Consider the following 25,298-nt stretch of genomic DNA (forward strand, 5'->3'; position numbering starts at 1 on the left):
CCCCTTGAGCCGAGCAACCCTGTCCCCCCGTCAGGCCCCCCTGGCCGTCGGCCGCGCCCGGCACGTGCTCGGGCCGTGGGCGCGGATCGCCGGGCTGACCTTGTGCGCCCTGCTCACGCTCGGCCCGGTCGTGTGGACCGTCTCCACCTCGCTGCGCACTCCGGCGGACTCGTTCAATCTGCCCCCGCAGATCATTCCGGCCCATCCGAGCACGGCCGCCTATCGCGGTGTCTTCGACCAGATCGACGTGTGGCTCCTGGCGCTCAACTCGACCCTCGTGACCGCTTTGATCGCGGTGGGTCAGATGATCACGGCGGGGCTCGCCGGTTACGCGTTCGCCCGGCTCGAGTTCCGGTTCAAGAAGCCGCTGTTCGCTCTGGTCCTGGCGACCATGATGGTCCCGCTCCAGGTCACGATCGTGCCGGTGTTCCTGGTGCTCAAGTCGATGGGTCTGGCCGACACGCTCCTCGGGCTGATCGTCCCGGCGTTCCCGACCGCGTTCGGCACCTTCCTGATGCGCCAGTACTTCCTCGGCATGCCGAAGGACCTGGGCGAGGCCGCGATGCTGGACGGCGCAGGGCCCTGGCGGATCTTCCGTTCGGTGTATGCCCCACTGGCCACCCCAGGCCTGGCGATCGTCGGCGTCCTTGCCTTCAACTACCACTGGAACGAGTTCTTCCGCCCCCTGATCCTGGAGACCTCGGCCCAGAACTACACCCTCCCGCTGGGCCTGGTCTCCCTGCAGGGCAACCTCGGCACCGGCTCCATCTCCGTCGTCCTCGCCGGTGTCGTCCTCTCGATGATCCCCGCCGTCGCCGTGTTCGTCGTCGGTCAGCGCCCTCTCCGCGAGGGCATCACCTCCGCAGGAGTCAACCGTTGAGCCTCGCACGCCCCACCCCGGACCCGGCCGCGCCCCGCTTCCGGGTCCGCCCGCCCGCGGGCTGGATCAACGACCCCAACGGCCCCTTCCGCTGGCGTGGCCGCCATCACCTCTTCTACCAGCACAACCCGGCGGCGCCGGTGCACGCGAACGTCCACTGGGGGCACGTCTCCAGCCCCGACCTGGTGCACTGGGAGCACCACCCGATCGCCCTGACCCCGACCCCGGGCGGCCCCGACGAGGCGGGCTGCTGGTCGGGCTGTGTGGTGGACGACGCCGGCGTTCCCACGGCCGTGTACACGGGCGTCGGCCACACCCACACCGGTCTCGGCACCATCTGTCTGGCCCGGGCGGCGGACCCCGACGACGATCGGCTCGTCGAGTGGCGTCCCCTGCCCGAGCCCGTGGTCACGGCACCGCCGGCCGGACTGGACGTGGTGATGTTCCGCGACCCGTTCCTGTTCCGGCACGCCGGGCGGCGCTGGGCGCTGGTCGGCGCGGGCCACGCGGACGGCACCCCGTCGGTCCTGCTGTACGACTGCGAGGAACTGACCGCGTGGCGGTTCGCCGGCGTCCTGCTGGACGGCCACGACCCGGTCGCCGCCGACGCGTTCGGCGACAAGGCGGTCGGCTGGGAGTGCCCGCAGCTGTTCGGGACGGGCGGCGGCGAGCACGTGCTGGTGGTGTCCCTGTGGGACGGAGCTCCCCGCTCGACCGCGTATCTGACCGGCCGTCTGGAGGCGGACGTGCAGGGCGGATTGAGGTTCACGACCGGTGCCTGCGGCCCGCTCGACCTGGGCCGGGACTTCTACGCGCCCGCCGTTCGCCAGGAGCCCGGCCGGGTGCTGATGTGGGGCTGGTCGTGGGAGGCGCGGGAGACGGCGGAGGTGCTGGCGGCGGGCTGGGCCGGCACGCTCACCGCGCCGCGGGTCGTCGACGCGCACCCGGACGGCACCCTACGGGTCGGGCCGGCGCCGGAGCTGGAACTCCTGCGCGCCGCGGAGCCGTTCGCGACGGCGCCGGGCCGGGCGGTGCCGCTCCCGGCGTCGTACGACCTCACCGTCACCGCACACGGCCCCACGACCGTCACCCTGCTGCGGTCGGCGGACCTGACGCTCACGATCCGGCTGGATCCGGCGGCGGGCACCGTCGTCCTGGACCGCGGCGCTCGGCCGCACACCGGAGCCGAGGGCTCGGCCCCGGTCACGGTGCGCGTGCCGCCCGGCCCGGCCCTCGGCGTCCGGGTGCTGGTGGACGGCTCGCTGCTCGAACTCTTCGTCGCGGACCGGGCGACGGTGACCGAGCGGGTCTACCGCCGCCCGGACGACGTCGCGGAGCTGGAGGTCACCGGGGACGCCGAGGTCAGCGCGTGGGAGCAGGTCCCACCGAGGCGCGGCTGACCACGGGGCAGGCCAGCCGCCGTACCGTGGCGGGCGGGGTGCGGCCGGTGTCGATGGCGTCCAGCAGCAGCCGGGCCGCCGCCTCGCCCATCGCCCGGTGCGGCAGCGCGACCGTGGTCAGGGCAGGGGTGAGGTAGGCCGCCATGTGTTCCTGGTCGTCGTAGCCGACCACCGACAACTCGCCGGGTACGGCGATCCCGAGCCGGGTCGCGGCATGCAGCACGCCTGCCGCGACCCGGTCGTTGTAGCAGAAGATCCCGGTGGGCCTGCGGTGCGGGCCGGTGCCCTCGAGCAGCCCGGTCGCGCCCTGGTAGCCGCCGGCGATCTCGCCCCCGGTGCGCACGACCCACTCCTCGGGCACGGTGACGCCCTCGGCGCGCAGGGCGTCCCGGAAGCCGCGCAGCCGCTCCACGGAGGCGATGTCGTCCTGCCCGCCGACCACGGCGAGCCTGCGGTGCCCCGCTTCCAGCAGCAGACGCGCGGCCGTGCGCCCGCCGGCCCGCTCGGCCGGGATGACGGCGGGCAGCGAGTCGTCCTCGGGCAGACAGTTGGCGAGCACCGAGTGGGTGCGGTGCAGGCCCTCGGGGACCCGGAGCCGGCGCAGGGACATGGCCGCGTAGATGATGCCGTCGACACGCCGGTCGAGGAGTTCGGCGACGGCCGCGTCCTCCTTGGCCGGGTCACCGCCGGAATCCACGGTGAGCACCAGGTGGTCGCTCGCCCAGGCGGTCTCCATCGCGCCGCGCAGCAGCCGCCCGGCGAACGGGGACGAGGCGATCTCGTCGGTGACCAGCCCGATCACGGCAGTACGGCGGCGGCGCAGACCGCGGGCGACCGGGTCGGGCCGGTAACCGAGCTGGGCGGCGGCCTGCCGGATGCGTTCCTGGGTGGCGGGCGAGAGATTGCCCTCGGCGCGGCCGTTGAAGACGAAGGACACGGCGGTGTGCGACACCCCTGCGAGCCGTGCGACATCCCGTGACGTGGGCCGTCCGCCGCCCGTGCCGTTGCTGTCCGCACCGCCGCCCATGCCGTCCGCTGCCCTCTCCCCCACCCGTCCGGTTGATCACGCTCACCCTATCCGTGAGGCTGTAGGGACGACACTGTCGAGGGAAGGTCCCATCGTGAACGGCATTCCGGTGCACACGCTCAACGACGGTACGACGCTCCCCGCCATCGGCCTGGGCACCTGGCCGCTGGACGACGCGGCGGCCGAGCGGGCCGTACGCTCCGCGCTCGGCCTCGGCTACCGGCTGGTGGACACCGCGGTGAACTACCGCAACGAGACCGGTGTCGGGCGGGCCGTGGCGGCCGGCGGCGTGCCCCGCGACGAGGTGGCCGTCACCACCAAGCTGCCGGGCCGCCACCACGGCTACGAGGAGACGCTCGCCTCGTTCGAGGAGTCCCGGCGGCGGCTGGGCCTGGAGTACGTGGACCTGTATCTGATCCACTGGCCCAATCCCCGGGTCGGCAAGTACGTCGACTCCTGGAAGGCCATGATCAAGCTGCGGGAGGACGGGCTGGTCCGCTCGATCGGTGTCTCGAACTTCACGCCGGAGCAGATCATGCGGCTGGAGAAGGCGACCGGCGTGCTGCCGTCGGTGAACCAGATCGAGCTGCACCCGCTGTTCCCGCAGGAGGAGCTGCGCGCCTTCCACGCGGACCAGGGCATCGTCACCGAGAGCTGGAGCCCGCTGGGCCGGGGCAGCGGTCTGCTGGCGGATCCCGCGGTGGCTCAGGTCGCCGCGGCGCACGGGGTGACACCGGCGCAGGTGCTGCTGCGCTGGCACCTGCAGGTCGGCGCGCTGCCCGTTCCGAAGTCGGCCGACCCGGGCCGGCAGCGCGCCAACCTTGACGTCTTCGGCTTCGAGCTGGACTCGGACCAGCTGGCGGTGATCGGCCGCCGCTCCCCTCGGCGGCTCGGCGGCGACCCCGAGAAGCACGAGGAGTTCTGAAGGGGCCGGGGCGCTACTGCTCCTCGATCCGCTCCTGCGCACCGCCGGGCCGGGTGCCGTCACCGGCCGGCGCTGCGAGGCTGCCGAGGATGTCGAGCAGTTCGGCGCTGCGGCTGCCGGGCTCGGCGTGGAAGACGACCAGGGTGAGTCCGTCGGTGCCGTCCACGGACAGCTTGGTCGACTGCAGGTCGAGCTCGCCGATCTGCGGGTGGGTCAGGTGGCTCACCCGGCCGCGGCGGGGCCGTACCTCGTGCCGGGCCCACAGGGTGCGGAAGCGTTCGCTGCGCAGGGACAGCTCGCCGACCAGGTCGCGCAGCCGCGGGTCGTCCGCGTCCGCCCCCGCCTCGGAGCGCAGTGCGGCCACGCCCTCCTCGGTGAGGTCCGCCCAGTCCCGGCGCAGCTCGCGCTCGGCCGGGTCGAGGAGGACGGCCCGCAGGAGGTTGACGCCGGGCCGGTAGTTCGGGGTGAGCGCGGTGGCGAGGGGGTTGGCGGCCAGGCAGTCGGTGTAGCGGTTCTGGACGTAGGCGGGGTTGCGGGGCCAGCCGTCGATGAGCTGGAGCAGGCTCGCCGGGACCTGACGCGCAGGGTGCCCGGAACGCGGCGACGGGCGGGGCCGGTCCTGTGCGAGGCCGACGAGGTGGGCGGTGGCGTCGGCGTCGAGCCGCAGCACACCGGCGATGGCCTGGAGGACCTGCACGGACGGGTTGCGGTCACGGCCCTGCTCCAGCCGCAGGTAGTAGTCGGAGCTGATGCCGGCCAGCATTGCGACCTCCTCGCGGCGCAGCCCCGGCACCCGGCGCAGCCCGCCACCGGGCAGCCCCACGTCCTGGGGCCGTACCAGCGCCCGGCGGGCGCGCAGGAACTCGCCGAGCGCGTTCGTTCGGTCCATGGCCCCACCGTACGGCGGCCCGGCCGGCCGTGACTGGCCCTGTCAGTCCCAGGATCGACGGGGTACTGCAACGGCGGCCGCGGCGGGCGCAGGGTGGAGAGCGTGGCCGCCGACGGGAACCGGGTGGCCCGGACATCGCAAGCATCATCCGAAGAGGTACGACATGACTGCACAGCTCGGCGGCACCCTCACCCCGGCCGACGGCCTGACCCTGACCCGCGTCGGCTACGGCGCCATGCAGCTGGCCGGGCCGCACGTCTTCGGCCCCCCGAAGGACCGGGACCGGGCGGTGGCGGTGCTCCGCGCCGTGGTGGAGGCGGGCATCACGCACATCGACACCGCCGACTTCTACGGGCCGGTGGTGGTCAACGAGCTCATCCGGGAGGCCCTGCACCCCTACCCCGAGGACCTGCACATCGTGACCAAGGTCGGCGCCCGCCGGGGAGCCGACGGCAGCTGGATGCTGTCCCGGCACCCCGAGGACCTGAAGGCGCAGGTGTACGACAACCTGCGCAGCCTCGGTGTGGAGTCGCTGGACGTCGTCAACCTGCGGGTGGGCGATGTGGACTCCCCGAACGACGACTCCCTGGCCGAGCAGTTCGGCGCGCTGGCCGAGCTGCGGGAGCGGGGTCTGATCCGGCACCTGGGGCTGAGCACGGTGACCGCGGCGCAGCTGGACGAGGCCCTGGCGATCGCGCCCGTGGTGACCGTGCAGAACCTGTACAACCTGGCCAACCGGCAGGACGACGCCCTGGTGGAGCGCACGGCGGCCGAGAACGTCGCCTTCGTGCCGTACTTCCCGCTCGGCGGGTTCTCCCCGCTGCAGTCCGAGACGCTGGCGAAGGTCGCCGGCCGGCTTCAGGCCTCGCCGCAGCAGGTGGCGCTGGCCTGGCTGCTGCGCCGGTCGCCGAACATCGCGCTCATCCCCGGCACCTCCTCGCCGGAGCACCTGCGGGAGAACATCGCCGCCGCGTCCCTGGCGCTGCCGGACGACGCGGTGGCCGAGCTGGACGGCATCGCGGGCTGAAACGGCCCGGTCCTGGGCGCCGGGCTGAACGGCCCGGGCCTGGGTACCCGGGGCCGGTGAGGCGGTCGTACGGAAGGAGCCGCAGGTGGCAGCGGAGGACCGGCTGCGGACGTACCGCGGCAGGCGTGACTTCGAGCGGACCCGCGAGCCGTCGGGGCAGGAGCCCCGGCCCGGGGGTGACGAACCCCATTTCGTGGTGCAGATCCACGACGCGAGCCGGATGCACTTCGACTTCCGGCTCCAGGTGGACGACGTCCTGAAGTCGTGGTCGATACCCAAGGGTCCGTCCACGGATCCCGCGGACAAGCGGATGGCCGTGCCCACCGAGGACCATCCGCTGGATTACGAGGAGTTCGAGGGCGTGATCCCGAAGGGCGAGTACGGCGGCGGGACGGTGATCGTCTGGGACCGGGGCACGTACGAGCCGCTCAGTCACGACCGCAGGGGGCGCCCGGTGGACTTCGCGCAGTCGCTGGAGCGCGGGCACGCCACCTTCCGGCTGCACGGCAGCAAACTGCGCGGCGAGTACGCCCTGACCCGCTTCCGCGGGGACGAGGGTGAGCAGGAGGCCTGGCTGCTGGTGCGCAAGGGGTCGGCGCGGTCGGCCGGGCACGGCACCCCGGATCCCCGGCGGGCCCGCTCGGTGCGCACCGGACGCACCCTCGCCCAGGTCGCGGCCGCCGGCGAGGAGTGAGGGGCGGTGCCGGGGCTGCTGGACGGGCTGCCGGCCTACGTGCGGGAGCTGCTGCGCCCTGCCGGGCCGGGCACGGAGCTCGCCGCGGCCCCGATGCTCGCCACGCTCAGCGACCGTCGTGACTTCGGCGAGGGCCGGCTGTTCGAACGGAAGCTGGACGGCGTCCGGCTGCCGGCGGTGCGCGAGGGCGACCGGGTGCAGCTGCTGTCGCGCACGGGTCAGCGGCTGAACGACACCTACCCGGAGATCGTGACGGCGCTCGCGGCGCAGGGGTGCACCGACTTCACGGTGGACGGCGAGGTCGTCGCGTTCAGCGGCGGCCGTACCGACTTCGCGCGGCTGCAGCGGCGGTTGGGGCTGACCCGGCGCCGGGACATCGAGGCGTCCGGGGTCGCGGTCACGTACTACCTCTTCGACCTGCTGCGCCTGGAGGGCGCCGACACCCGTCAACTCCCCCTGCGCCTCCGCAAGTCGCTGCTGCGGCGGGCGCTCTCCTTTCGCGCCCCGCTGCGGCTGACCCCGCATCGCAACGCGGGTGGCGCCGAGTTGCCGGCCGAGGCCTGCGGCCGGGGCTGGGAGGGGCTCATCGCCAAGCGGGCGGACGGACCGTACCGGACCCGCAGGTCGCCGGACTGGCTGAAGCTCAAGTGCGCCCAGGGGCAGGAGTTCGTGATCGGCGGCTTCACCGAACCGGCGGGCAGCCGCGTCGGGCTGGGGGCGCTGCTGCTCGGCCACTACGACGGTGACCGGCTCCGCTACGCCGGGAAGGTCGGTACCGGCTTCGACCGGCGGACCCTGCTGGATCTGCGCGAGCGGCTGGACGCGTTGTGCCGGGAGGCCTCGCCCTTCACCGGCGCGGTGCGCGAGGCCCGCGCCCGCTGGGTGGAACCGGAGCTGGTCGCGCAGATCGCGTTCACCGAGTGGACCCGGGACGGGATGCTGCGGCATCCCCGCTACCTGGGACTGCGCGAGGACAAACGGCCACGGGACGTGGTCCGCGAGCGCGCGGCGGCCTGACACCCGCGCCCACGCACGCATACGGATCACCGGGTTCCGCCCCCAACTTCCCTGTGGTGCCTCTATGTTCACGGCGACACCCTGCTCGCCTGTCGAAAGGTCCCGCATGCGTACCGCGCTTCGTGCCGCCGTCACCGGCGCGCTGACCCTCGCCACCGTTCTGGCCTGCGGCTCCGCGCAGGCGACCCCGCCGGGACCGGGGGTGACGGCCCGGATCATCGGCCGGACCACCGTCGGCGGCACCGACTACACCCTGCGGGAGATCACCGTCCCGCCCGGCCAGAGCACAGGCTGGCACTATCACGACGGGCCGCTGTACGGCGTGGTGAAGCAGGGCACGCTCAGCCACTTCGACTCCACCTGTGCCGCCGACGGCGTGTACCGGGCGGGCGCGACGATCCAGGAGCCGGCCGGTGCGGACCATGTGCACATCGGGCGGAACCTCGGCGACACCCCGCTCGTGCTCGACGTGCTGTACGTGCTGCCGCACGGCGCCCCGTTCTCGGAGGACGCGCCGAATCCGGGCTGCCCCTTCCAGTGATCAGGTGCAGGGAGGCCGGTCAGGTGCCGGGCAGCGCCTGTTCGGCCCAGATCGTCTTGCCCCGGCCCGTCTGCCTGCTGCCCCAGCGCTGGGTGAGCTGCGCGACCAGCAGCAGTCCGCGGCCGCCCTCGTCGTAGACCTGCGCCCGGCGCAGGTGCGGTGAGGTGGAACTGGCGTCGGAGACCTCGCAGATGAGCGCGCGGTCGCGGATCAGCCGGAGCTGGATGGGCGGTTCGCCGTAGCGGATGGCGTTGGTGACGAGTTCGCTGACGACGAGTTCGGTGATGAAGGCGGCCTCGTCGAGCCCCCACACCGCCAGCTGTTCGCCGGCCGCCTGCCGGAAGGCGGCGACCTCGGCCGGGTCCGGCGGGACGTCCCAGGTGGCGACCCGGTCGGCGCCGAGGGCGCGGGTGCGCACGAGCAGCAGGGCGACGTCGTCGCCGGGCTGGTCCGACAGGACGGCCTTCAGGACGCCGTCGCACAGGGCCTCCAGGGAGTCGGCGGGGGCGCCGAGGGCTCGGCACAGGTCCTCGGTGGCACCGTCGACGTCCCGGCCGCGGTCCTCGACCAGGCCGTCGGTGTAGAACGCGACGACAGAGCCCTCGGGCAGCTCCAGCTCCGTCGCCTCGAACGGCAGCCCGCCGACGCCGAGCGGTGGTCCGGCGCTCATGGTGACGGACTCGGCGGTGCCGCCCGGCAGGACGACGACCGGGGCCGGATGGCCGGCGGCGGCCACCCCGAGCCGCCGGGAGACGGGGTCGTACACGGCGTACAGGCAGGTGGCGCCCAGTTCGGCGACCTCTTCGCGGCTGTTCTCGGCGGCCAGGTGGGTGACCAGGTCGTCCAGATGGGTGAGGAGTTCGTCGGGCGGCAGGTCGACGTCGGCCAGCGTGCGTACGGCCGTCCGCAGCCGGCCCATGGTGGCCGAGGACTGGATGCCGTGGCCGACCACGTCGCCGACGACCAGGCCCACCCGGCCGCCGGAGAGCGGGATGACGTCGAACCAGTCGCCGCCGATGCCGGCCACCGATCCGCAGGGGAGATACCGGTGGGCCACCTCGACCGCCGCCTGCCGGGGCAGGCCGCTCGGCAGCAGGCTGTGCTGGAGGGCGAGGGCGGTGCTGCGTTCGCGGGCGAACCGGCGGGCGTTGTCGATACAGACGGCGGCGCGGCTACCGAGTTCCTCGGCGAAGACGGTGTCGTCGGGGCCGTAGTCGTCGGGGTGGGCGATGCGGACGCAGACGGCGACGCCCAGGGTGGTGCCGCGGGCCCGCAGCGGCACCGCGATCAGGGAGTGGGCGCCGTGCCGGTAGCGGCGGCCCTGGGGCGCGCGTGCGTTGCGCTCGGCGAGCCACTCGGCGAACTCGGGCTCGCCGGCCTGGCTGAGCACCGCGCGGCCCTCGCGCAGGGCGCGGATGGGCGGGGAGTCCGGTGCGTAGACGTCGGTCTCGCCGATGCGGACGGCCGCGCCGGGGTCGCCCTCGAAGGTCGAGCCGTGGGCGATGCGGTGCAGGACGACACCGCCCTGCGGGATCATCGGCGGCTCGTCCGCGCCGAGCACCCAGTCGAGCAGGTCGACGCTGGCGAAGTCGGCGTGGTGCGGGACGAGGACCTCGATCAGTTCCTCGGCCGTGCGCACCACGTCCAGGGTGGTGCCGATGCGGGTCGACGCCTCGTTGAGCAGGGCCAGGCGGCGCCGGGCCCAGTACTGCTCGCTGCTGTCGAAGGCCGCCATGGCGACGCCGGTCAGCTCGCCGGAGCCGGCGCGCAGCGGCCACATCTCGATGCTCCACAGATGTTCCCGGTTCAGTGCCGGGGTGCCGGCGAAGCTCTCGTAGCGGACGGGCCGGCCGGTCTCGGCGACCTCCTTGAGGTGGCGCAGAAAGCCCGCGTTGTATTCGGCGTCCTCCACGGTGTCCGGGAAGAACCGGCCGGTGAGCGCGGCCTCGGGTACGCCCATCACCTTGCAGGCGGCGTCGTTGAGCCGCAGATAGCGCTGGTCGAGGTCGAAGACCGACATGGACATGGAGGCCTGCTCGAAGGCCTCGGCCGCCAGTGTGCGGCCGGGTGGGTCGGAGGTGACGACGAAGCAGGCGGGCTTCCCGTCGGCTCCGGCGACGGCACAGGCGGTGAGGGTCACGTCGATGCGGTGGCCGTCACGGTGGCGCAGCGCGACGGTGCCGGTCCGCGCGGTGAGTGTCTCGTCCGGGATGTCCCCGGCGAGCAGCCCGGCCGCGGGCCGGCCCACGACATGCTCGGCCGAGTGGCCGGTGAGCCGCCGCGCGCCCTCGCTCCACCCGGTCACCGTACCCAGGGCGTCGATGATCGCCACGGCGGCGCCATGCTTCATATGCCCAAGGATGTTCCGATTGCCCGAGCACATCAAGCGCGCGGGCCCGCCGGTCCGCCGGTGCGAGCGGTGACCTTCAGCCCCGGTGGGCGTGCAGGGCGGCGAGCGCCCGGTCGGCGTGGGTGTTCATGCGCAGCTCGCTGCGGACGACCTCCAGCACCGTGCGGTCCTGGGCGATCACGAAGGTGACGCGCTTGGTGGGGGCGAGGGAGAAGCCGCGCTTGACGCCGAACCGCTCGCGGACCGCGCCGTCGGCGTCGGAGAGCAGCGGCATGCCGAGGCCATGCCGGCCGGCGAACTCCTGCTGCTTGTCGACGCTGTCACCGCTGATGCCGACCGGCTGGGCACCGACGGCGGCGAACTCGGCGGCGAGGTCGCGGAAGTGGCAGGCCTCGGCGGTGCAGCCGGGAGTGAGGGCGGCCGGGTAGAAGAAGAGGACCACGGGCCCTTCGGCCAGCAGCTCGGTGAGCCGGCGAGTGGTGCCGGTCTCGTCGGGCAGGGCGAAGTCCTCGGCCTTGTCGCCGGCCTCGACGCGTTCCGTCATGACCGCCCCTCCTCGTTCCGGGCGACCGACCGGGCCCACAGCACCAGCGGCACCTGCAGCGGCAGCCGCGCGAGGGCGGCCGTCCGCAGCGGCTTGGGCCGGTGCCGCCAGTCCACGGCCATCTGCACGTTCGCCGGGAACACGCCGACGAAGAAGGCCGCGGCCGCCTTCGCTGCGACCGCGCGGGTGCGGGGTGCGGCTATCCCGGCGGCCAGGGCGAGCTCCGCGACACCACTGCCGTACGTCCATGCCCTGGGTGAGCCCGGCAGGGCGCGCGGTACGACCGCGTCGAAGGGACGCGGGGTGGCGAAGTGGGCGACCCCGGCCGCGGCCAGCAGGCCGGCGAGCAGCAGGGGTGAGCGTTCGGACCGGGGCACGGTTCCTCCTCTGATGACCTGCCGCCGGATATTACTGGACGGTAGGCGCCGGGGTGGCCCGTTGCCGCAGAACGCCGGCCGTCACGCGGTGGTGACCGCGTCGTCCGCGTCCCGGTCGGAGTCCTCGTCGGTGGTGTACGCGAGGAAGTCGTCGACCATGCGGTGGTACAGGGTCGCCATCTGCCGCAGGTCCTCGGCCCGCCGGCCGGCGAGGGCGAGCTGCATGCCCCGGGCCCCGGCCTCACGGACCCGGTCGACGGCCTCCCGGCCCGCGTCGGTCAGCCGGATCCGCTGGGCGCGCCGGTCGACGGGGTCCGGGACCCGCGTGACGTATCCGGCCTCTGCAGTTGCTGCACGGTCCGTGTGACATGGGAGGCCTCCACGCCCAGGCGCTGTGCCGGCTCCCCCCGGACGCAGCGGTTCGCTGTCGGCGACCTGCCGCAGCAGGGCCACCGCCGCCCGGTCCAGCGGCACCCCGGCCAGCGCCATCAGCCGCTCGTTCTGCCGGGCCCGGGTGCCGAGGTAGGTGATGCGCGTCAGGGCGCGCTCGATCTCGCACCGTGATCGGTCGGCCGTGGGGCGCGTGTCGCACCGGCCACCCCTCGGCGAAGCTGCTGGAATCGGCGAGTCCACCGCCGCCCGGAAACCCGGAGGAACCCCATGGCCTTCGCCGTCGTCGCCCAGTACCAGTGCGCCCCCGCCGACGCGGACGCCGTGCGCGAAGCGCTGCGCAAGATGCGCGAACTGGTCCCGTCGGAACCCGCGAACCTCGCCTACGAGGCCCACGAGGTCGTCGACCGGCCGGGGGCCTTCGTGCTGTACGAGCGCTACACGGACCGCGCCGGCTTCGAGGCGCACAAGGAGACCGGCCACTTCGCGGAGCTGATCCGGGGAACGGTGTTCCCGCTGCTGAAGGAGCGGACCGTCACCTTCGCCGAGAGCCTCTGACCGCACGGAGGCCGCGGGCGCCCGTCCGGGACACGTCACCCGTCGGCGGGCGCCCGTCCCCCGGGACGTCCCGGGCGTCCCGGGGGACGCCGGAACGGCATTCCGGCGGCCTGCCACGGAAACCCTGGCTGTCGTGATCACGGCTCGTGGTCACGAGAACGACAGCCGGAGGCTTCCATGATCCGACGGACTCTCCAGAGCGGGCTGCTGGCCGCGGTGGCGGTGCTCGCGCTCCTGCCCACGGCGGCGGGCGCCGCCACGGCGGACGCCGCCACACAGCGCCCGGTTCCCGGCACCACCGCACAGCACCAGGTCCACCGCGCCCACCGCACCGCAGGGCGCGTCCACCACCGCAGGTACGTCACCCACCACCGGCACCACCGCGCCCACCTCCGCACGCATCACGCCCGCCGGGCGCACCGGATCCACCGTCTCCCGGCGCGTCGGGCGGCGTACTTCATGCCGCGGACGGCGGCCTACCGTCTCGCCATGCACCGGCTGCAGTACCGGCTCGCGGTGCAGTGGATGACGCACCGTCACATCCAGCCGCTCACGGGCCGCGTCGCCACGCGTCACACCGTGCTCAACGTCCGCTCCGGACCCGGCACGGGCTACCGGGTGATCGGCCACCGGCAGCGGGGCCGGGTCCTGACGCTCACCTGCCGGACGCGGGGCTCCTGGGTGCACGGGAACCGCACCTGGTACCGGCTGCCGCACCACGCGGGATACGTCTCCGCCCACTACATCCGCCCCGCCCGCTCCGTCCCCTGGTGCTGACGGCACGCCGCCGCAGCACCACCCAGCCGCCGAAGGCCCGTTCGACGACCCCCGAACGGGCCTTCGGTTCGCCCGCACCTCACCCACCTCCTACCTCACCGCGTGTTGCAGTCGCCGTCCTCCCGGGCATCCATTCCGACAACAGGGGCGAACCCGCCCATACTGGAAAGGGAGTCGAGGACGCACGATGCGGCACCCCCAAGCATCGACCACGCCGGACGAGGCACTGGTGGTGGAACTGCGCGAGCTGAAGGACCGTACGGGGCTGAGCCTGGCGGCGCTGGCCGCGCGCACCCCGTACAGCAAGTCCGCGTGGCACCGCTATCTGTCCGGCGGCACACCGCCCCCCAGACAGGCCGTGGAAGCGCTCTGCCGGCTCGCCGGCGCCGCCCCCGAGGCCGTACTGGCGCTGTGGGAGGCGACCGGGACTCCCGCGACCGCGGCCGACGCACCCGACGCCGGGCCCGGGGAGCCCGGCCGAGCTCGCCGGCTCGCGCCCCGGCTGCCGGGGCGGTTCCCGTCGTGGTTTCCGCTGTCCGTGTTCGCGCTGTGCGGTACGGCCACGGCGGTGGCCGCCGTCACCGTCGCCCTGTCCGCGCGGCCGGGTACCGCGCCCGCCGCGCAGGCCCTGCCCTCGGCGCCCCACTGTCACGGGCGGTCCTGTCAGGGCGAGTTGCCCGACGCCACGGCGTGCGCCCGGGACGCGCGGACCACGAGCACGGTCAGCGGCCGCGCCTACACCGTCCGGCTGCGCTGGTCGCCGGCCTGCGGGACCGCCTGGTCCGAGGTGCGGCTGCGGGCTCCCGGGGCCCGTGAGGTGTCGGTGCGCGCGGGCCAGGACGTGATGTCGGCCGGATATCCGGCCGACGACTCCACCCGGGACAGCAGTCCCATGCTTTCGGTGTCCTCGCCCCGAGGCGTGGAGGCCTGCGCCGAGGTGGCCGGGGAACTGGCCTGCACGGGCCTGGACGTGGAGCCCGGCGCGCCGGGGTGACACCGTGGCACGCGCACGGCGCCCGTACGCCTGGGCAGGGTGCCCCGCCGTGCGCGCGGGGAGCGGGTCAGCCGGCGGTGACGAGCTGCTGCCCGGTGCCGCTGCGTTCGGGGCGGCGCGAGGAGCGCAGGGCGGCGACGCCGATCGGGCTCGGTGCGCCGCAGCGGTGTGTGCGCGGCACCCTCGCCCCGGTGGACAGGTGCGCGCCCGCCCCGGTGCCCCGCGTGCTCAGTCCTGAAGTGCCTCGATCACGCCGGCCAGGTGGGCGCGGACGGCCGCTTCGGCCGCCTGCGGATCCCTGGCCCTGATCGCCTCGATCACCGCCAGGTGCTCGTTCAGGGACTGCTGCGGACGCCCCGGCCGGAGCGCCAACTGGAAGCGGTGGCGTACCAGTTGGGCGTTCAGCCGCTCCAGCAGCTCCACCGCGGTCCGCTGCCCGGAGATGACCCGGATCCGGTCGTGGAGCCGGTGGTTGAGGTCGGAGTACGTCACCGGCTCACCGTCGGCGACGGCCTTCTCCATCGCCGCGCCGAGGTCGGCCAGCTCGGTCAGCTGCTCGTCACTGGCGGCGACGGCGGCCTTGGCCGCACACAGTCCCTCCAGGACCATGCGGCACTCCGTGATGGCGACCGCTTCCTCCACGGTCACCACCCGCACCCGCGAGCCGCGGTTGCGGATCCTCTCGACCAGTCCCTGCGCCTCCAGATCGATCAACGCCGCACGGATGCCGGCCCGCGTCACACCGAACTTCTCGGCGAGTTCGTTCTCCACCAGCCGCTGGGCCGGTGCCATCCCGCCGTGCAGGATCGCCTGCCGCAGCTGTGCGAGCGCATGCTGTTTGGCCTGCTCTCCAGTGGTCGGACGGGCTTCCTTCGGCATCGTGCTCTCCCTGAGTGAGTGCCTGTGCAAACTGAATCTGGCCAGACAAGATTGTCAACAATTTTGTTCGCGACTTACGGGCCGGGCCCTCAGCCCGTCCGGTACAGCTCACCGATCAGTTCGAGGACCGCCTGGAGCGCCGGGTGCGGGTCGTCGCGCCACCAGGCGAGCCGTACGGCGACGGGTTCGGCGTCGCGCACCGGCCGGTAGACGACGCCGGGCCTCGGGTACTGGTGCGCGGTCGACTCCGCGGTGACACCGATGCCGCGTCCGGCGGCGATGACGGTGAGCCAGTCGTCGACGTCGTGCGTCTCCGCGACGGCGGGGCGGGAGCCCTCCGGCCACAGCTCGGGGGTGGTGGTGCCGGTGCGCCGGTCCACCCACAGGGTCCGGCCGGTGAGGTCTGCGAGCCGTACGGACCGGCGGCGGGCCAGCGGATCGTCGGCGGCCACCGCGCACAGGCGCCGCTCCAGGCCCACGATGGCCGTGTCGAACCGCCGGTCCTCCAGCGGCCGGCGCACCACCGCGAGGTCACAGGCCCCTTCGGCGAGACCGGCGGACGCCGTGTTCACGCGGACGAGATGCAGCTCGGTCCCGGGGTGGTCGGCGGCCCAGCGCCGCTGGAAGGCGACGGTGTGGCGGCCGACGGCCGACCAGGCGTAGCCGATCCGCACCCGGGTGTGTCCCGAGGTGGCCTCCTGGACCAGGGCGGCGGCGTCCGCCAGTACCCGGCGGGCCTGCGCCACCACCCGCAGCCCGGTCGCCGTCGGGGTCACCTCGCGCGAGGTCCGCCTCAACAGCCTTACCCCCAGCGCACGTTCGAGACCGGCCAGGGTACGGGAGACGGCCGCCTGGGACACCCCGAGGGCGATCGCCGCGTCGGTGAAGGTGCCCTCGTCGACGATGGCGACGAGACAGCGCAGCTGCCGGAGCTCGAGCTCATCCATGCATTCAGCGTATAGATCGCGAAGCGCATGCATTTTGCGCAAGCACCGGGCCGGGCGGACGCTCCTGCCATGCGACGAGCTCTCGAACATCCCGCGGCGACGGCGTCCCCTGCGGTCCCGGACCCGGCGCCGGGACAACTGGCCGGCGTGGCGGCCATGTTCGGCAGCGGCCTGTCCAACCAGACCGGAGCGGCGATCGGCGCGCTGGCCTTCCCGGTCCTCGGCCCGCTCGGCGTCGTGGCGGTACGCCAGTACGTCGCCGCGCTCGTCCTGGTGGCCGTCGGCCGGCCGCGCCTGCGCGCCTTCACCCGGCGCCAGTGGTGGCCGGTACTGCTGCTGGCCGGGGTCTTCGGCACCATGAACCTGAGCCTGTACAGCGCGATCGACCGGATCGGGCTGGGGCTGGCGGTGACCCTGGAGTTCCTGGGGCCGCTCGGCATCGCGCTGGCCGCCACGCGCCGGCGGCTGGACGCGGGGTGCGCGGCGCTGGCCGGGGCCGGAGTGGTGGTGCTGATGCGCCCCCGGCCGTCCACCGACTACCTCGGCCTGGGCCTGGGCCTGGTGGCGGCCTGCTGCTGGGCCGCGTACATCCTGCTCAACCGGATCGTCGGGCGGCGCGTCCCGGGCGCCCAGGGGCCGGCCGCGGCCGCGTGCGTGTCGGCGCTGACCTTCCTGCCGATCGGCGCCGTCGTCGCCGTACGGCATCCCCTGACGGCCGGAGCGGTGCTGTGCGCGGTGGCGGCGGGCGTGCTGTCGTCCGCCGTGCCGTACCTCGCCGACCTGCTCACGCTGCGCAGGGTGCCGGCCCGGACGTTCGGCCTGTTCATGAGCGTCAACCCGGTGCTGGCGGCGGTGGTCGGCTGGGCGGTCCTCGGGCAGAGCCTCGGTCTGCCCGAGTGGGCGGGGATCGGGGCCGTGGTCGCCGCGAACGCGGTCAGCCTCGCGACCGCGCACCGCTGAGAACGACCGGCACGCCCGCTCCCGCCTTCGCCGCGGACGCCGCCATCCCGCTCCGCCCCCCGGGCTGCGCGCCCTCGCGGGCCAGACCCCCCGCCTGCAGCGGCTGCCCTTCGCGGTCCGAGACCAGCTGCTGCTCTACACCGACGGGGTCACGGAGGCCCGCGATCACGCACGCGCCTTCCATCCGCTGGCCGAAGGGGTGGCCCGCCATGTGTGCGACGAGCCGGCGCGGACGCTCACCGCGCTCCATGACGAACTGCCGGCGCATGTCGGCGGCCGGCTGCACGACGACGCCGCCCTGCTCCTGCTCCGGAAGCAGGCCGCGGACGAGCCGGCGTGTGTGCCGTCATGGGGCGAGGCCGCCGCAGGTCAGCACACCTAGGGCGCGACGAGTTCGGCCCACCGGGTGACCGCGTCGAGGTGGGTGCGTATGCCATGGCGGGTGGCCAGGGCGCGGACGATCGCCTCGCCCCTGCCGTGCTCGTCGGGGTCGATCCCGATGAGGGGCCGGCCCACCGGCAGGGCGGGTCCGGCGTCGGTGACCTCGATCCGCAGCGTGCGGCCGCCGTCGCCGCCCACCCACGACAGCCGGAGCACGGCCGGGGGCCGGGCGTGCACGATCGCGTTGGTGACGAGCTCCGACACCACGAGCAGGGCGTCCTCGACGAGATGCGGACACACACTCCAGTCCGCGAGGACCGCCTCCGCACGACGGCGTACGGCCGAGACGGCGCCGGCGACGGGAGGCACCGGGCACACGTGTTCGCATGCCGCCTGTACCAGCGTCTTGAGCTGTGCCGTCATGGTCTCTCCCGGTGGTGTGTACGGCCGGTCCGGCGCCGCCTCAACGACGCGTTCGGGCTCGCATGCACGCTATGGAGACAAATCAGGCGGGTCAATGAACGGCGGTCGGCATTACCGAACGCCCTCCCGCGGGCACGGCGTCCGTACGGGTAATAGGCTCGCTTCATGGCCGGACCGGTCCAGTCGATCGAGCGGGCGGCGGCGATTCTGCGTCTGCTCGCCGGCGGGCCCCGCCGACTCGGTCTCGGCGAGGTGGCGGCCTCGCTCGGGCTGGCGAAGGGCACCGCCCACGGCATCCTGCGCACGCTCCAGCACGTGGACTTCGTGGAACAGGACGCGGCGACCGGGAAGTACCAGCTCGGCGCCGCCCTCTTGCACCTCGGCACCAGTTACCTCGACGTCAACGAACTGCGCTCGCGCTCGCTCAACTGGGCCGATGCCCTGGCCGCCCGCAGCGGGGAGGCGGTACGGCTCGGCACCCCCCTGGAGGGCAGAGTGCTCGTCGTCCACCATGTGTTCCGGCCGGACGACACCTTCCAGACCCTGGACGTGGGCTCCCTGCTGCCCCTGCACGCCTCCTCGCTCGGCAAGGTACTGCTGGCGTTCGGGACCGCGAGCGTCGAGCCGGCCCAGGGGCGGGGGCTGGAGGCGTACACCCGGCACACCCTGGTGGATCCCGAGCGGCTCGCCCGGGCGCTCGCGGAGGTCAGGGAACTCGGATGGGCAGCCGAGATCCAGGAAATGAGCATGGGCGAGGCCGGGATCGCCGCACCGATCCGCGGGCACGGCGGCCTCGTCGTCGGCGCCATCGGGCTGTCCGGGCCGATCGAGCGGATCTGCGACAGCCAGGGCCACCCCCGCCCGAGTCTGGTCACGCTGCTCCGCGAAGCCGCACGGGCGATCTCCAGAGACCTCGGAGCCGCCCGCTGGTAGAGCAGGACAGCCGCCCCTCGATCCGTCGGAAGGCAGACCCGATCATGGCCGAACGGTACGTAATGTCCATCGATCAGGGCACCAACTCCACCCGATGCATCCTGTTCGACCACCGTGGGCGGCTGGTCTCGGTCGCGCAGAAGGAGCACCAGCAGCACTTCCCCCGGCCCGGCTGGGTGGAGCACGACGCCATGGAGATCTGGCAGAACCTGCGGCACATCGTGCCCGAGGCGCTCTCCGACACCGGTGCCGGCAGGGGGCAGATCACCGCCATCGGCCTGGCCAACCAGCGCGAGACGACCGTTCTCTGGGACCGGCGGACCGGCGCCCCGCTGAGCCGGGCGATCGTCTGGCAGGACACGCGTACGGCACCGCTCGTCGAGGACCTCGGACGGCACCCCGGGGAGGAGTTCTTCCTTCAGCGGTGCGCCCTGCCGCCCTCGACCTACTTCTCCGCGCTGCGGATCCGGTGGCTGTTCGACCACGTCAAGGGGATCGAGCAACGCGCCAAGGACGGCGAGGTGCTGTTCGGCACGATGGAGAGCTGGCTGATCTGGAATCTCACCGGGGGCGCCGCGGGCGGCCTGCACATCACCGACGTCACCAACGCCAGCCGCACCATGCTGATGAACATCCGCACGCTCACCTGGGACGACGAACTGCTGGCCTTCTTCGGGGTGCCCCGTGCGATGCTGCCCGAGATCCGGCCCTCCGCGGAGACCTACGGCGAAGCCCGCGCGCTGCTGCCCGGGGTCGCGATCACGGCCGCCCTCGGCGACCAGCAGGCCGCCCTCTTCGGCCAGACCTGCTTCTCCCCCGGCGAGGCCAAGTGCACCTACGGAACGGGCAGCTTCCTGCTGCTCAACACCGGCAGCGAGCTGGTGCGGTCCCGGCACGGACTGCTCACCACCGTCGCGTACCGGATCGGGGACCAGCCGCCGATGTACGCCCTGGAAGGGTCGATCGCCATCACCGGCGCGCTCGTCCAGTGGTTCCGGGACCGCCTGGGGCTGATCAACAGCGCCCCGGAGATCGAGACCCTCGCGCGGACGGTCGAGGACAACGGCGGCTGCTACATCGTCCCCGCGTTCTCGGGCCTCTTCGCTCCGCGCTGGCGCAGCGACGCGCGCGGGGTCATCGTCGGCCTCACCTCGTACATCACCAAGGGGCACCTGGCGCGTGCCGTCCTGGAAGCCACCGGATGGCAGACCCGGGAGGTCGTCGACGCCATGAACGCCGACTCCTCGGTGTCCCTCCAGCAACTCAAGGTGGATGGCGGCATGACCGCGGACAACCTGCTCATGCAGTTCGTCGCCGATGTGCTCGACGTGCCCGTCGTGCGCCCCATGGTCGCCGAGACGGTCTCGCTGGGCGCCGCCTACGCGGCCGGGCTCGCCGCGGGCTACTGGCCCGATCTGGAGGTGCTGCGCCGCAACTGGCACCGGGCCGCCCAGTGGCTGCCCGCGATGGACCCCGAACTGCGGGAGTCGGAGTACGACAACTGGCAGCGGGCCGTGGAGCGGTCCTTGGGCTGGGTCAGGCCACCACGCTCCGGCTGACGCCGGCCGCCCTGGAGACCGAGGGCCCGACCGGGCCAATTTTCGGGGGCCGAAGATCACGCTGATGCTGGGAGCGGTGATCGTCGCCGCCGGATACGGGCTCAACACCGTGCTGATGAGCGAGGTCTGGCAGCTGATCCTGGTGTCCTGCGTCATCGGCGCGGGCGTCGGCTTCGCCTACGGAGCCATGCCCGCCCTGATCATGGGTGCGGTGCCGCCGTCGGAGACTGCGGCCGCCAACAGCCTCGACACGCTGATGCGCTCCATCGGCACGTCCGTGGCCGGCGCGGTCGCCGGGGTGATCCCGTCCCAGCTGACGATCAGCCTGGGCGGGCACGCGCTGTCGTCCGAGAACGGCTTCAAGGTCGTCATGGCGATCGGCGCGGGTGCGGCGATCCTGGCATTCGTCCTCGCCTCCTTCCTCCCCCGGCCCCGCCCGGCCACCCCGGCGCCCGCACCGGCGCCCGCGGAGTCCTCGGCGGAGACGGTGGGCTGAGCCGGCGGGGGGCCGAGACGGCCGGGGTGCGGCCCGCGGGAGAGCCCGCGCGGACGCATCCCCGGCCGCTGTTCCCTTCGCCGGGCGGGAGGGGGCTCGCGGCATCGGCCCGTGAGTCCAAGGGCGGCAGGGCGGCTCGAACGCGGTTCCGAGGCCCGGTACGGCGGCGTCTTCACCGAAGTCGGGCCTGCCCTCCCACGACAGCCGGCGCCGACGGAGCCGCCGCGCCTTTCCGTCCGCGGCACGCAGACGGTGCGGGTCCGTTCAGGGGAACCGGTGGCCCAAGGCGCGTGAGGCCGGCGCAAGTGGTCGAGATCTTCAGCCGTGACCGCCCAGCCCCTGCCGCTCATCGCTCCGATGCTCGCCACTCCCGGCACCCTGCCGCCCACCGCCCAGGACCAGCGGTGGGCGTACGAGACCAAGCAGGACGGCCAGCGGGTGATGGTCTATCTGCCCGGCGACGGCAGCGTGCTGCTGCGGGCCCGCTCGGGCGAGGACATCACCGCGGCCTATCCCGAACTGCGGCCGCTCGGCGGTGCCTTGGGCACCACGCCCGCCGTGCTGGACGGCGAGGTGCTGGCCCTCGACGAACAGGGCCGGGCCGACTTCCAGCTGCTGCAGAGCCGGATGGGCCTGGCGCACTCCCCCGCGCGGGCGGCTCGCCGGGCCGCCCAGGTGCCGGTGCATCTGGTGCTGTTCGACGTGCCGTACTGCGAGGAGCCCCTGCTGCGGCTGCCGTACGTACGGCGGCGGGCCCGGCTGACGGAGCTGGGCCTGGCCGGGCCGTACTGGTCGACCCCGGGTGCGGTGACCGGGCACGGCGCCGAGGCGCTCGCGGCGACCAGGGAACACGGCCTGGAGGGTCTGGTGTGCAAGCGGCTGGACTCGGTGTACGAGCCCGGGGTCCGCTCGCGCGCCTGGATCAAGATCCGCAACATGCGCGCGGAGGATGTCGTCGTCGGCGGCTGGCTGCCCGGCAAAGGACGCCTGAGGGGGCTGCCCGGCGCGGTGCTGGTCGGCCAGCGCGACGCGAGCGCCCGGCTGAGGTACGTCGGCGGTGTGGGCACGGGCTGGAGCGAGGCCGAACGGACGGAGCTGGCCGCGCTGCTGCGGGACATGGTGAGCGAGCGGTGCCCCTTCGATCCGGTGCCGCGCGTCCCGGGCGCCCACTGGGTGCTGCCCCGGCTGGTCGGCGAGGTCAGCTACAGCACCCGTACCCGGGCCGGGCTCCTGCGCCAGCCGTCCTGGCTGCGGCTGCGCCCCGACCTCACCCCGGAGGAATCGGCGGCGGACCTGCCGGAGGGCTTCGGCTGAGGGCACACGCTCCCGTACGCCGTACTGCGCGCCGCCGCGCCGTACCGTGCGCCGCCGCGCCGTTCGGTACACCGATTGCTGTACGCCGCCCTGCCGTAGGGCGCATCGCCACCCCGCCGTGGACGCCCGCGCACCGAGCCCCCATGATGGCCGGATGGATCTTCATGTGGAGCTGCCCCCGGCGATCGACGCGACCGGACTGCTCGCCCTCGCCGAGGGCCATCACGGCCGGCCCGCACGGGCGTTGGGCATCCGGGAGGCCTCCGGTCACCTCGTCAAGGTGTACGCGCTGCAGGCGCCGGGGCGTACCGTCGGTCCGCAGGCCGTGGACACCGCGCTGGACCTGGCCGCGGGCCATCTGGCCCTGGGACGGGCACGCGGCTCGCTGGGCCTCGCGGTCCTGGTCGTGCACGCGGGCGGCGACGGCGACTACGTCCTCGTGCACAGCTGGATCGAGGGCCACATGTCCGACCTGGCCGTGTTCACCGGCCCGGCCGGGCGGCCGGCCGAGCTGCGGCCGGGCCGGGCGGGGCTCGCCCCCTGTGTGTGGGAGGCCGCGCTGCTCGCGCACGAGCGGGAGGCGTACTCCCGGCACGTCCTGGACGGCAAGGGCCCGCTCGCCGAGCGCCTGACCGCCTGGAGCACCGACACCCTGGACGGCGAGGTCCGGTGACCGGCACTCCCCGGGTGCGGCACGCCGACCGTGCCGATCTGCCTCGCGTGGCCGAACTGGCCGCCCAGCACGCCGCGTACGAGCGCGCCGCCCCGCCGGCGCCCGACCTCGCCGCCCGGCTGGCGGGCCTGCTGTTCGACACGCCCGCTCCGCGGCTGCGCTGCCTGGTCGCCGAGGCCCCGGACGGCGAGCTCGTCGGCTACGCCACCTGCGCGCCCGAACTGTCCACCTGGGACGGGCGGGAGTATCTGCACATGGACTGCCTGTTCCTGGCCCCCGGCCACCGCGGCCTCGGCCTCGGCCCGCTGCTCGTGGACGCGGTGGTCGCCGAGGCCCGGCGGCTCGGCGTCACGGAGGTGCAGTGGCAGACGCCCGCCTGGAACGAGGGGGCCGTCCGGTTCTACGACCGGCTCGGTGCCCGCGCGAAGCAGAAGCTGCGCTACAGCCTCCCGGTCGGCGAAGCCGGCGCATGAGCCGCGAACCGGTGACGGCCCGGGAGCTGTGTCCCCGGAGCGGGCCGACGCACTCGCGGCCCGGCCCGGCTGGGCGGCGGACCTGTTCCCGTACGGCCGGCGGTGACCGAAGGGGGACGCCCGCGCAGCGCGAGTGGGGCCGACCGGGCGTCGGGCCGGAGGGTCTATCGTGTCCCCATGTCCGTCCCGGAACTCATCCGAATCGTCTCCCGCGACTCCCCCATGGCCCTGGCCCAAGTCGAGCGGGTCCGCGCCGAGTTGGCCGTGCTGCACCCCGGTGTGCGCACCGAGGTGGTGCCGGTGAGGACCACCGGCGACAAGTGGCTCGGCGATCTCTCGAAGGTCGAGGGCAAGGGGGCGTTCACCAAGGAGGTCGACGCGGCCCTGCTGGCCGGGGAGGCCGATCTCGCGGTGCACTGCGTCAAGGACGTGCCCGCCGACCGGCCGTTGCCCGCCGGGACGGTGTTCGCCGCCTTCCTGAAGCGGGACGACGTCCGGGACGCGCTGATCCACCCGGGCGGGCTCACCCTGGACGAGTTGCCGGCCGGCACCCGGATCGGCACGTCCTCGGTGCGCCGCGTGGCCCAGTTGGCCGCCACCCACCCGCACTTGGTGTGCGTGCCGTTCCGCGGCAACGCCAACCGCCGGCTGGAGAAACTGGCCGCCGGGGACGCGGACGCGCTGCTGCTGGCGGTGGCCGGTCTGGAGCGGATCGGCCGGACGGACGTGATCAGCGAGGTGCTCTCGGCCGAGACGATGATGCCGCCGATCGGTGCCGGCATCCTCGCCCTGCAGTGCCGGGAGGACGACACCGATGTGATCGACGCCGTCACCGGGCTGGGCGACCCGGACACGTATCGCGAGGCGACGGCCGAGCGGATGTTCCTGCATGTGCTGCAGGGCCACTGCAACAGCCCGATCGCCGGCTACGCGCGCGTGGACCGCGGCGGGGAACTGTCCCTGCGGGCCTGTGTGTTCACCCCGGACGGCAAGACCCGGCTGAACGCCCACGAATGGGCCGGACGGCTGGACCCGGCCACGCTCGGCACGTCGGTCGCGGTGGCGCTGCTGCGGCAGGGTGCGCGCGAGATCATCGACGGTATCCCGCACTGACCGCGGGGCGGCGCCGGCCGGTTCAGGCCGTACCGGACGCCGTCTGGTCGCCCAGGAGGACTCAGGCGGTACCGGACGCGTCTGGTCCCCCTGGAGGACTCAGGCGGCGCCGGGCTCCGTCTGGTCCTTCAGGAAGGCGCTGACCTGGTGGGCCAGGCTGTGCTGCCCGGCGACCGCGGGGGCGGCCGCCGTGGTCGCCTCCAGGACGCCGATGCCACCGGTCCACAGCCGGCGGTCGGTCCACTCCTCCTCCACCCGCAGCTGCACCTGCACGTCCACGTGGGTCAGGGCGGCCTCGGGAGCGGCGGCGTAGAGCACGGCGGTGGCCCGGCGCAGCGGATAGACGTCGAAGCCCTCGATGAACTGCGAGTTGCGCCAGTCGATGAACGCGCTCTCGCCGTCGGAGCCGACCCGGACGTCGAGCTGGCCGTCCTCCAGGTGGATGCCGTAGTGCCGGGCACCGCGGTTCTCCACCGTCACCCGGACACTGAAGTACGTCAGACCGGCGGCGGCGTCGTCACGTCCGCGCGGCGGCTCCGCGGCCTCCAGACGGTGGACGCGGACCCGCAGACCGGCATGCTCGTCGTACTCCTGCCAGTCCCCGACCACGTTCGGCTCGTACACAGTGCCCCTCTCGACCTCCGAGAGCTGCTGTCTATCTGTGCGCCGAGCGCACTGTCAAATGCGCAGAATGCGCTCTGGCCAGGGAGTTCGCCCGCTTTGATCGCTGATCAAGCGCTGCCCAGGAAGGATGCGT

The 25,298-nt window shown here is 73.7% G+C and carries 26 protein-coding genes and 3 pseudogenes; 19 read left to right on the forward strand and 10 right to left on the reverse strand.

Annotation, left to right across the window (positions count from 1 at the left end; translation table 11 throughout):
- Nucleotides 1–40 precede the first annotated feature (40 nt).
- Both FB563_RS34380 and FB563_RS34385 read left to right on the forward strand, forming a co-directional pair.
- The gene (locus FB563_RS34380; RefSeq protein WP_055704121.1) at nucleotides 41–880 is read left to right on the forward strand and encodes a carbohydrate ABC transporter permease; all 840 of its coding nucleotides are present in this window, start codon (nucleotides 41–43) and stop codon (nucleotides 878–880) included.
- Entirely contained in the window at nucleotides 877–2,280 is a 1,404-nt protein-coding gene (locus tag FB563_RS34385; RefSeq protein ID WP_055704096.1) for a glycoside hydrolase family 32 protein, read from the forward strand. The genes FB563_RS34380 and FB563_RS34385 overlap by 4 nt, the downstream gene beginning before the upstream one ends.
- Here FB563_RS34385 and FB563_RS34390 read toward each other — a convergent pair.
- On the reverse strand, nucleotides 2,243–3,307 hold the full coding sequence (locus FB563_RS34390; protein WP_055704097.1) for a LacI family DNA-binding transcriptional regulator: 1,065 nt from the start codon (nucleotides 3,305–3,307) through the stop codon (nucleotides 2,243–2,245). The genes FB563_RS34385 and FB563_RS34390 overlap by 38 nt on opposite strands.
- A 94-nt stretch (nucleotides 3,308–3,401) precedes the next feature.
- Here FB563_RS34390 and FB563_RS34395 point away from each other — a divergent pair, with 94 nt between their 5' ends.
- Complete coding sequence (locus FB563_RS34395; protein WP_055704098.1) at nucleotides 3,402–4,232, forward strand: aldo/keto reductase; 831 nt, start codon at nucleotides 3,402–3,404, stop codon at nucleotides 4,230–4,232.
- A 13-nt stretch (nucleotides 4,233–4,245) separates the two neighbouring features.
- Here FB563_RS34395 and FB563_RS34400 read toward each other — a convergent pair whose 3' ends face one another.
- Nucleotides 4,246–5,121, reverse strand: a complete 876-nt coding sequence (locus tag FB563_RS34400) for a helix-turn-helix domain-containing protein (RefSeq protein ID WP_055704099.1) — start codon at nucleotides 5,119–5,121, stop codon at nucleotides 4,246–4,248.
- Between the two features lie 163 nt (nucleotides 5,122–5,284).
- Between FB563_RS34400 and FB563_RS34405 the strand changes: the two genes are divergently transcribed.
- The 4 genes from FB563_RS34405 (at nucleotide 5,285) to FB563_RS34420 (ending at nucleotide 8,400) form a co-directional block, all read left to right on the forward strand.
- A complete protein-coding gene (locus FB563_RS34405) occupies nucleotides 5,285–6,148 on the forward strand; it encodes an oxidoreductase (protein ID WP_055704100.1) in 864 nt (287 codons plus the stop codon).
- An 85-nt stretch (nucleotides 6,149–6,233) separates the two neighbouring features.
- Nucleotides 6,234–6,842 carry a DNA polymerase ligase N-terminal domain-containing protein gene (locus FB563_RS34410; RefSeq protein WP_055704101.1) on the forward strand — a complete coding sequence of 203 codons (609 nt, stop codon included), beginning with the start codon at nucleotides 6,234–6,236 and terminating at the stop codon, nucleotides 6,840–6,842.
- A gap of 6 nt (nucleotides 6,843–6,848) precedes the next feature.
- Nucleotides 6,849–7,859 carry a non-homologous end-joining DNA ligase gene (ligD, locus tag FB563_RS34415; RefSeq protein ID WP_055704102.1) on the forward strand — a complete coding sequence of 337 codons (1,011 nt, stop codon included), beginning with the start codon at nucleotides 6,849–6,851 and terminating at the stop codon, nucleotides 7,857–7,859.
- A gap of 106 nt (nucleotides 7,860–7,965) precedes the next feature.
- Complete coding sequence (locus tag FB563_RS34420) at nucleotides 7,966–8,400, forward strand: cupin domain-containing protein (protein WP_055704103.1); 435 nt, start codon at nucleotides 7,966–7,968, stop codon at nucleotides 8,398–8,400.
- Nucleotides 8,401–8,419: 19 nt separating this feature from the next.
- On the opposite strand, the gene FB563_RS34425 is transcribed toward FB563_RS34420, so the two are convergent.
- From FB563_RS34425 to FB563_RS34440, 4 genes and pseudogenes are all read right to left on the reverse strand, one after another.
- Nucleotides 8,420–10,750: a SpoIIE family protein phosphatase gene (locus FB563_RS34425; RefSeq protein WP_055704104.1), complete on the reverse strand. Its 2,331-nt coding sequence runs from the start codon at nucleotides 10,748–10,750 to the stop codon at nucleotides 8,420–8,422.
- A 76-nt stretch (nucleotides 10,751–10,826) separates the two neighbouring features.
- Entirely contained in the window at nucleotides 10,827–11,294 is a 468-nt protein-coding gene (locus FB563_RS34430; RefSeq protein ID WP_055704105.1) for a peroxiredoxin, read from the reverse strand.
- Complete coding sequence (locus FB563_RS34435) at nucleotides 11,291–11,671, reverse strand: DoxX family protein (RefSeq protein ID WP_055704106.1); 381 nt, start codon at nucleotides 11,669–11,671, stop codon at nucleotides 11,291–11,293. The genes FB563_RS34430 and FB563_RS34435 overlap by 4 nt, the downstream gene beginning before the upstream one ends.
- Before the next feature lie 81 nt (nucleotides 11,672–11,752).
- Nucleotides 11,753–12,223: pseudogene (locus FB563_RS34440) on the reverse strand (MarR family winged helix-turn-helix transcriptional regulator).
- 108 nt (nucleotides 12,224–12,331) lie between these two features.
- On the opposite strand from FB563_RS34440, the gene FB563_RS34445 reads away from it, so the two are divergent.
- The 3 genes from FB563_RS34445 to FB563_RS43300 all read left to right on the forward strand — a co-directional run bounded on the left by FB563_RS34445 (nucleotide 12,332) and on the right by FB563_RS43300 (nucleotide 14,390).
- Nucleotides 12,332–12,619, forward strand: a complete 288-nt coding sequence (locus FB563_RS34445; protein WP_055704107.1) for a putative quinol monooxygenase — start codon at nucleotides 12,332–12,334, stop codon at nucleotides 12,617–12,619.
- A 177-nt stretch (nucleotides 12,620–12,796) separates the two neighbouring features.
- On the forward strand, nucleotides 12,797–13,396 hold the full coding sequence (locus FB563_RS44545; protein ID WP_055704108.1) for an SH3 domain-containing protein: 600 nt from the start codon (nucleotides 12,797–12,799) through the stop codon (nucleotides 13,394–13,396).
- Between the two features lie 187 nt (nucleotides 13,397–13,583).
- The gene (locus tag FB563_RS43300) at nucleotides 13,584–14,390 is read left to right on the forward strand and encodes an XRE family transcriptional regulator (protein ID WP_055704109.1); all 807 of its coding nucleotides are present in this window, start codon (nucleotides 13,584–13,586) and stop codon (nucleotides 14,388–14,390) included.
- Nucleotides 14,391–14,618: 228 nt separating this feature from the next.
- Here FB563_RS43300 and FB563_RS34460 read toward each other — a convergent pair whose 3' ends face one another.
- Both FB563_RS34460 and FB563_RS34465 read right to left on the reverse strand, forming a co-directional pair.
- Nucleotides 14,619–15,269, reverse strand: a complete 651-nt coding sequence (locus FB563_RS34460) for a GntR family transcriptional regulator (protein ID WP_055704110.1) — start codon at nucleotides 15,267–15,269, stop codon at nucleotides 14,619–14,621.
- Nucleotides 15,270–15,358: 89 nt separating this feature from the next.
- Complete coding sequence (locus FB563_RS34465; RefSeq protein ID WP_055704111.1) at nucleotides 15,359–16,216, reverse strand: LysR family transcriptional regulator; 858 nt, start codon at nucleotides 16,214–16,216, stop codon at nucleotides 15,359–15,361.
- Nucleotides 16,217–16,363: 147 nt separating this feature from the next.
- Here FB563_RS34465 and FB563_RS34470 point away from each other — a divergent pair, with 147 nt between their 5' ends.
- Together FB563_RS34470 and FB563_RS34475 are read left to right on the forward strand one after the other, a co-directional pair.
- On the forward strand, nucleotides 16,364–17,176 hold the full coding sequence (locus FB563_RS34470) for an EamA family transporter (protein ID WP_055704112.1): 813 nt from the start codon (nucleotides 16,364–16,366) through the stop codon (nucleotides 17,174–17,176).
- A gap of 43 nt (nucleotides 17,177–17,219) precedes the next feature.
- Nucleotides 17,220–17,558: pseudogene (locus FB563_RS34475) on the forward strand (SpoIIE family protein phosphatase); the annotation flags it as partial.
- On the opposite strand, the gene FB563_RS34480 reads toward FB563_RS34475, so the two are convergent.
- Nucleotides 17,555–17,980, reverse strand: a complete 426-nt coding sequence (locus FB563_RS34480) for an ATP-binding protein (protein WP_055704115.1) — start codon at nucleotides 17,978–17,980, stop codon at nucleotides 17,555–17,557. The pseudogene FB563_RS34475 and the gene FB563_RS34480 sit on opposite strands and share 4 nt — an antisense overlap.
- A 165-nt stretch (nucleotides 17,981–18,145) precedes the next feature.
- Between FB563_RS34480 and FB563_RS34485 the strand changes: the two genes are divergently transcribed.
- The 7 genes and pseudogenes from FB563_RS34485 to hemC all read left to right on the forward strand — a co-directional run bounded on the left by FB563_RS34485 (nucleotide 18,146) and on the right by hemC (nucleotide 24,541).
- Nucleotides 18,146–18,913, forward strand: a complete 768-nt coding sequence (locus FB563_RS34485; RefSeq protein ID WP_055704116.1) for an IclR family transcriptional regulator — start codon at nucleotides 18,146–18,148, stop codon at nucleotides 18,911–18,913.
- A 44-nt stretch (nucleotides 18,914–18,957) separates the two neighbouring features.
- On the forward strand, nucleotides 18,958–20,472 hold the full coding sequence (gene glpK / locus FB563_RS34490) for a glycerol kinase GlpK (protein WP_055704117.1): 1,515 nt from the start codon (nucleotides 18,958–18,960) through the stop codon (nucleotides 20,470–20,472).
- Nucleotides 20,473–20,515: 43 nt separating this feature from the next.
- Nucleotides 20,516–20,968 (forward strand): annotated as a pseudogene (locus tag FB563_RS34495) (MFS transporter); the annotation flags it as partial.
- Between the two features lie 357 nt (nucleotides 20,969–21,325).
- Nucleotides 21,326–22,282, forward strand: a complete 957-nt coding sequence (locus tag FB563_RS34500) for an ATP-dependent DNA ligase (protein WP_107100506.1) — start codon at nucleotides 21,326–21,328, stop codon at nucleotides 22,280–22,282.
- Nucleotides 22,283–22,436: 154 nt separating this feature from the next.
- Nucleotides 22,437–22,955, forward strand: a complete 519-nt coding sequence (locus FB563_RS34505; RefSeq protein ID WP_142219149.1) for a hypothetical protein — start codon at nucleotides 22,437–22,439, stop codon at nucleotides 22,953–22,955.
- On the forward strand, nucleotides 22,952–23,428 hold the full coding sequence (locus FB563_RS34510; protein WP_055708614.1) for a GNAT family N-acetyltransferase: 477 nt from the start codon (nucleotides 22,952–22,954) through the stop codon (nucleotides 23,426–23,428). The genes FB563_RS34505 and FB563_RS34510 overlap by 4 nt, the downstream gene beginning before the upstream one ends.
- Before the next feature lie 177 nt (nucleotides 23,429–23,605).
- Nucleotides 23,606–24,541 (forward strand): hydroxymethylbilane synthase, encoded by a 936-nt coding sequence (hemC, locus tag FB563_RS34515; RefSeq protein WP_055708615.1) that lies wholly within the window; start codon nucleotides 23,606–23,608, stop codon nucleotides 24,539–24,541.
- A gap of 99 nt (nucleotides 24,542–24,640) precedes the next feature.
- Here hemC and FB563_RS34520 read toward each other — a convergent pair whose 3' ends face one another.
- Nucleotides 24,641–25,165: a hypothetical protein gene (locus FB563_RS34520; RefSeq protein WP_055708616.1), complete on the reverse strand. Its 525-nt coding sequence runs from the start codon at nucleotides 25,163–25,165 to the stop codon at nucleotides 24,641–24,643.
- Between the last annotated feature and the right edge of the window lie 133 nt (nucleotides 25,166–25,298).

Origin of the sequence: Streptomyces puniciscabiei (genome assembly GCF_006715785.1) — a bacterium.
GTDB classification, from domain to species: Bacteria; Actinomycetota; Actinomycetes; order Streptomycetales; family Streptomycetaceae; genus Streptomyces; species Streptomyces puniciscabiei.

Excerpts from the sequence above, each read along its gene's own strand:
- FB563_RS34390 (WP_055704097.1), bottom strand. The coding sequence starts at position 3,307 with ATGGGCGGCGGTGCGGACAGCAACGGCACGGGCGGCGGACGGCCCACG.
- FB563_RS34400 (WP_055704099.1), bottom strand. The coding sequence starts at position 5,121 with ATGGACCGAACGAACGCGCTCGGCGAGTTCCTGCGCGCCCGCCGGGCG.
- FB563_RS34405 (WP_055704100.1), top strand. The coding sequence starts at position 5,285 with ATGACTGCACAGCTCGGCGGCACCCTCACCCCGGCCGACGGCCTGACC.
- FB563_RS34420 (WP_055704103.1), top strand. The coding sequence starts at position 7,966 with ATGCGTACCGCGCTTCGTGCCGCCGTCACCGGCGCGCTGACCCTCGCC.
- FB563_RS34425 (WP_055704104.1), bottom strand. The coding sequence starts at position 10,750 with ATGAAGCATGGCGCCGCCGTGGCGATCATCGACGCCCTGGGTACGGTG.
- FB563_RS34430 (WP_055704105.1), bottom strand. The coding sequence starts at position 11,294 with ATGACGGAACGCGTCGAGGCCGGCGACAAGGCCGAGGACTTCGCCCTG.
- FB563_RS34445 (WP_055704107.1), top strand. The coding sequence starts at position 12,332 with ATGGCCTTCGCCGTCGTCGCCCAGTACCAGTGCGCCCCCGCCGACGCG.
- FB563_RS44545 (WP_055704108.1), top strand. The coding sequence starts at position 12,797 with ATGATCCGACGGACTCTCCAGAGCGGGCTGCTGGCCGCGGTGGCGGTG.
- FB563_RS43300 (WP_055704109.1), top strand. The coding sequence starts at position 13,584 with ATGCGGCACCCCCAAGCATCGACCACGCCGGACGAGGCACTGGTGGTG.
- FB563_RS34460 (WP_055704110.1), bottom strand. The coding sequence starts at position 15,269 with ATGCCGAAGGAAGCCCGTCCGACCACTGGAGAGCAGGCCAAACAGCAT.
- FB563_RS34465 (WP_055704111.1), bottom strand. The coding sequence starts at position 16,216 with ATGGATGAGCTCGAGCTCCGGCAGCTGCGCTGTCTCGTCGCCATCGTC.
- FB563_RS34480 (WP_055704115.1), bottom strand. The coding sequence starts at position 17,980 with ATGACGGCACAGCTCAAGACGCTGGTACAGGCGGCATGCGAACACGTG.
- FB563_RS34485 (WP_055704116.1), top strand. The coding sequence starts at position 18,146 with ATGGCCGGACCGGTCCAGTCGATCGAGCGGGCGGCGGCGATTCTGCGT.
- glpK (WP_055704117.1), top strand. The coding sequence starts at position 18,958 with ATGGCCGAACGGTACGTAATGTCCATCGATCAGGGCACCAACTCCACC.
- FB563_RS34500 (WP_107100506.1), top strand. The coding sequence starts at position 21,326 with ATGCTCGCCACTCCCGGCACCCTGCCGCCCACCGCCCAGGACCAGCGG.
- FB563_RS34505 (WP_142219149.1), top strand. The coding sequence starts at position 22,437 with ATGGATCTTCATGTGGAGCTGCCCCCGGCGATCGACGCGACCGGACTG.
- hemC (WP_055708615.1), top strand. The coding sequence starts at position 23,606 with ATGTCCGTCCCGGAACTCATCCGAATCGTCTCCCGCGACTCCCCCATG.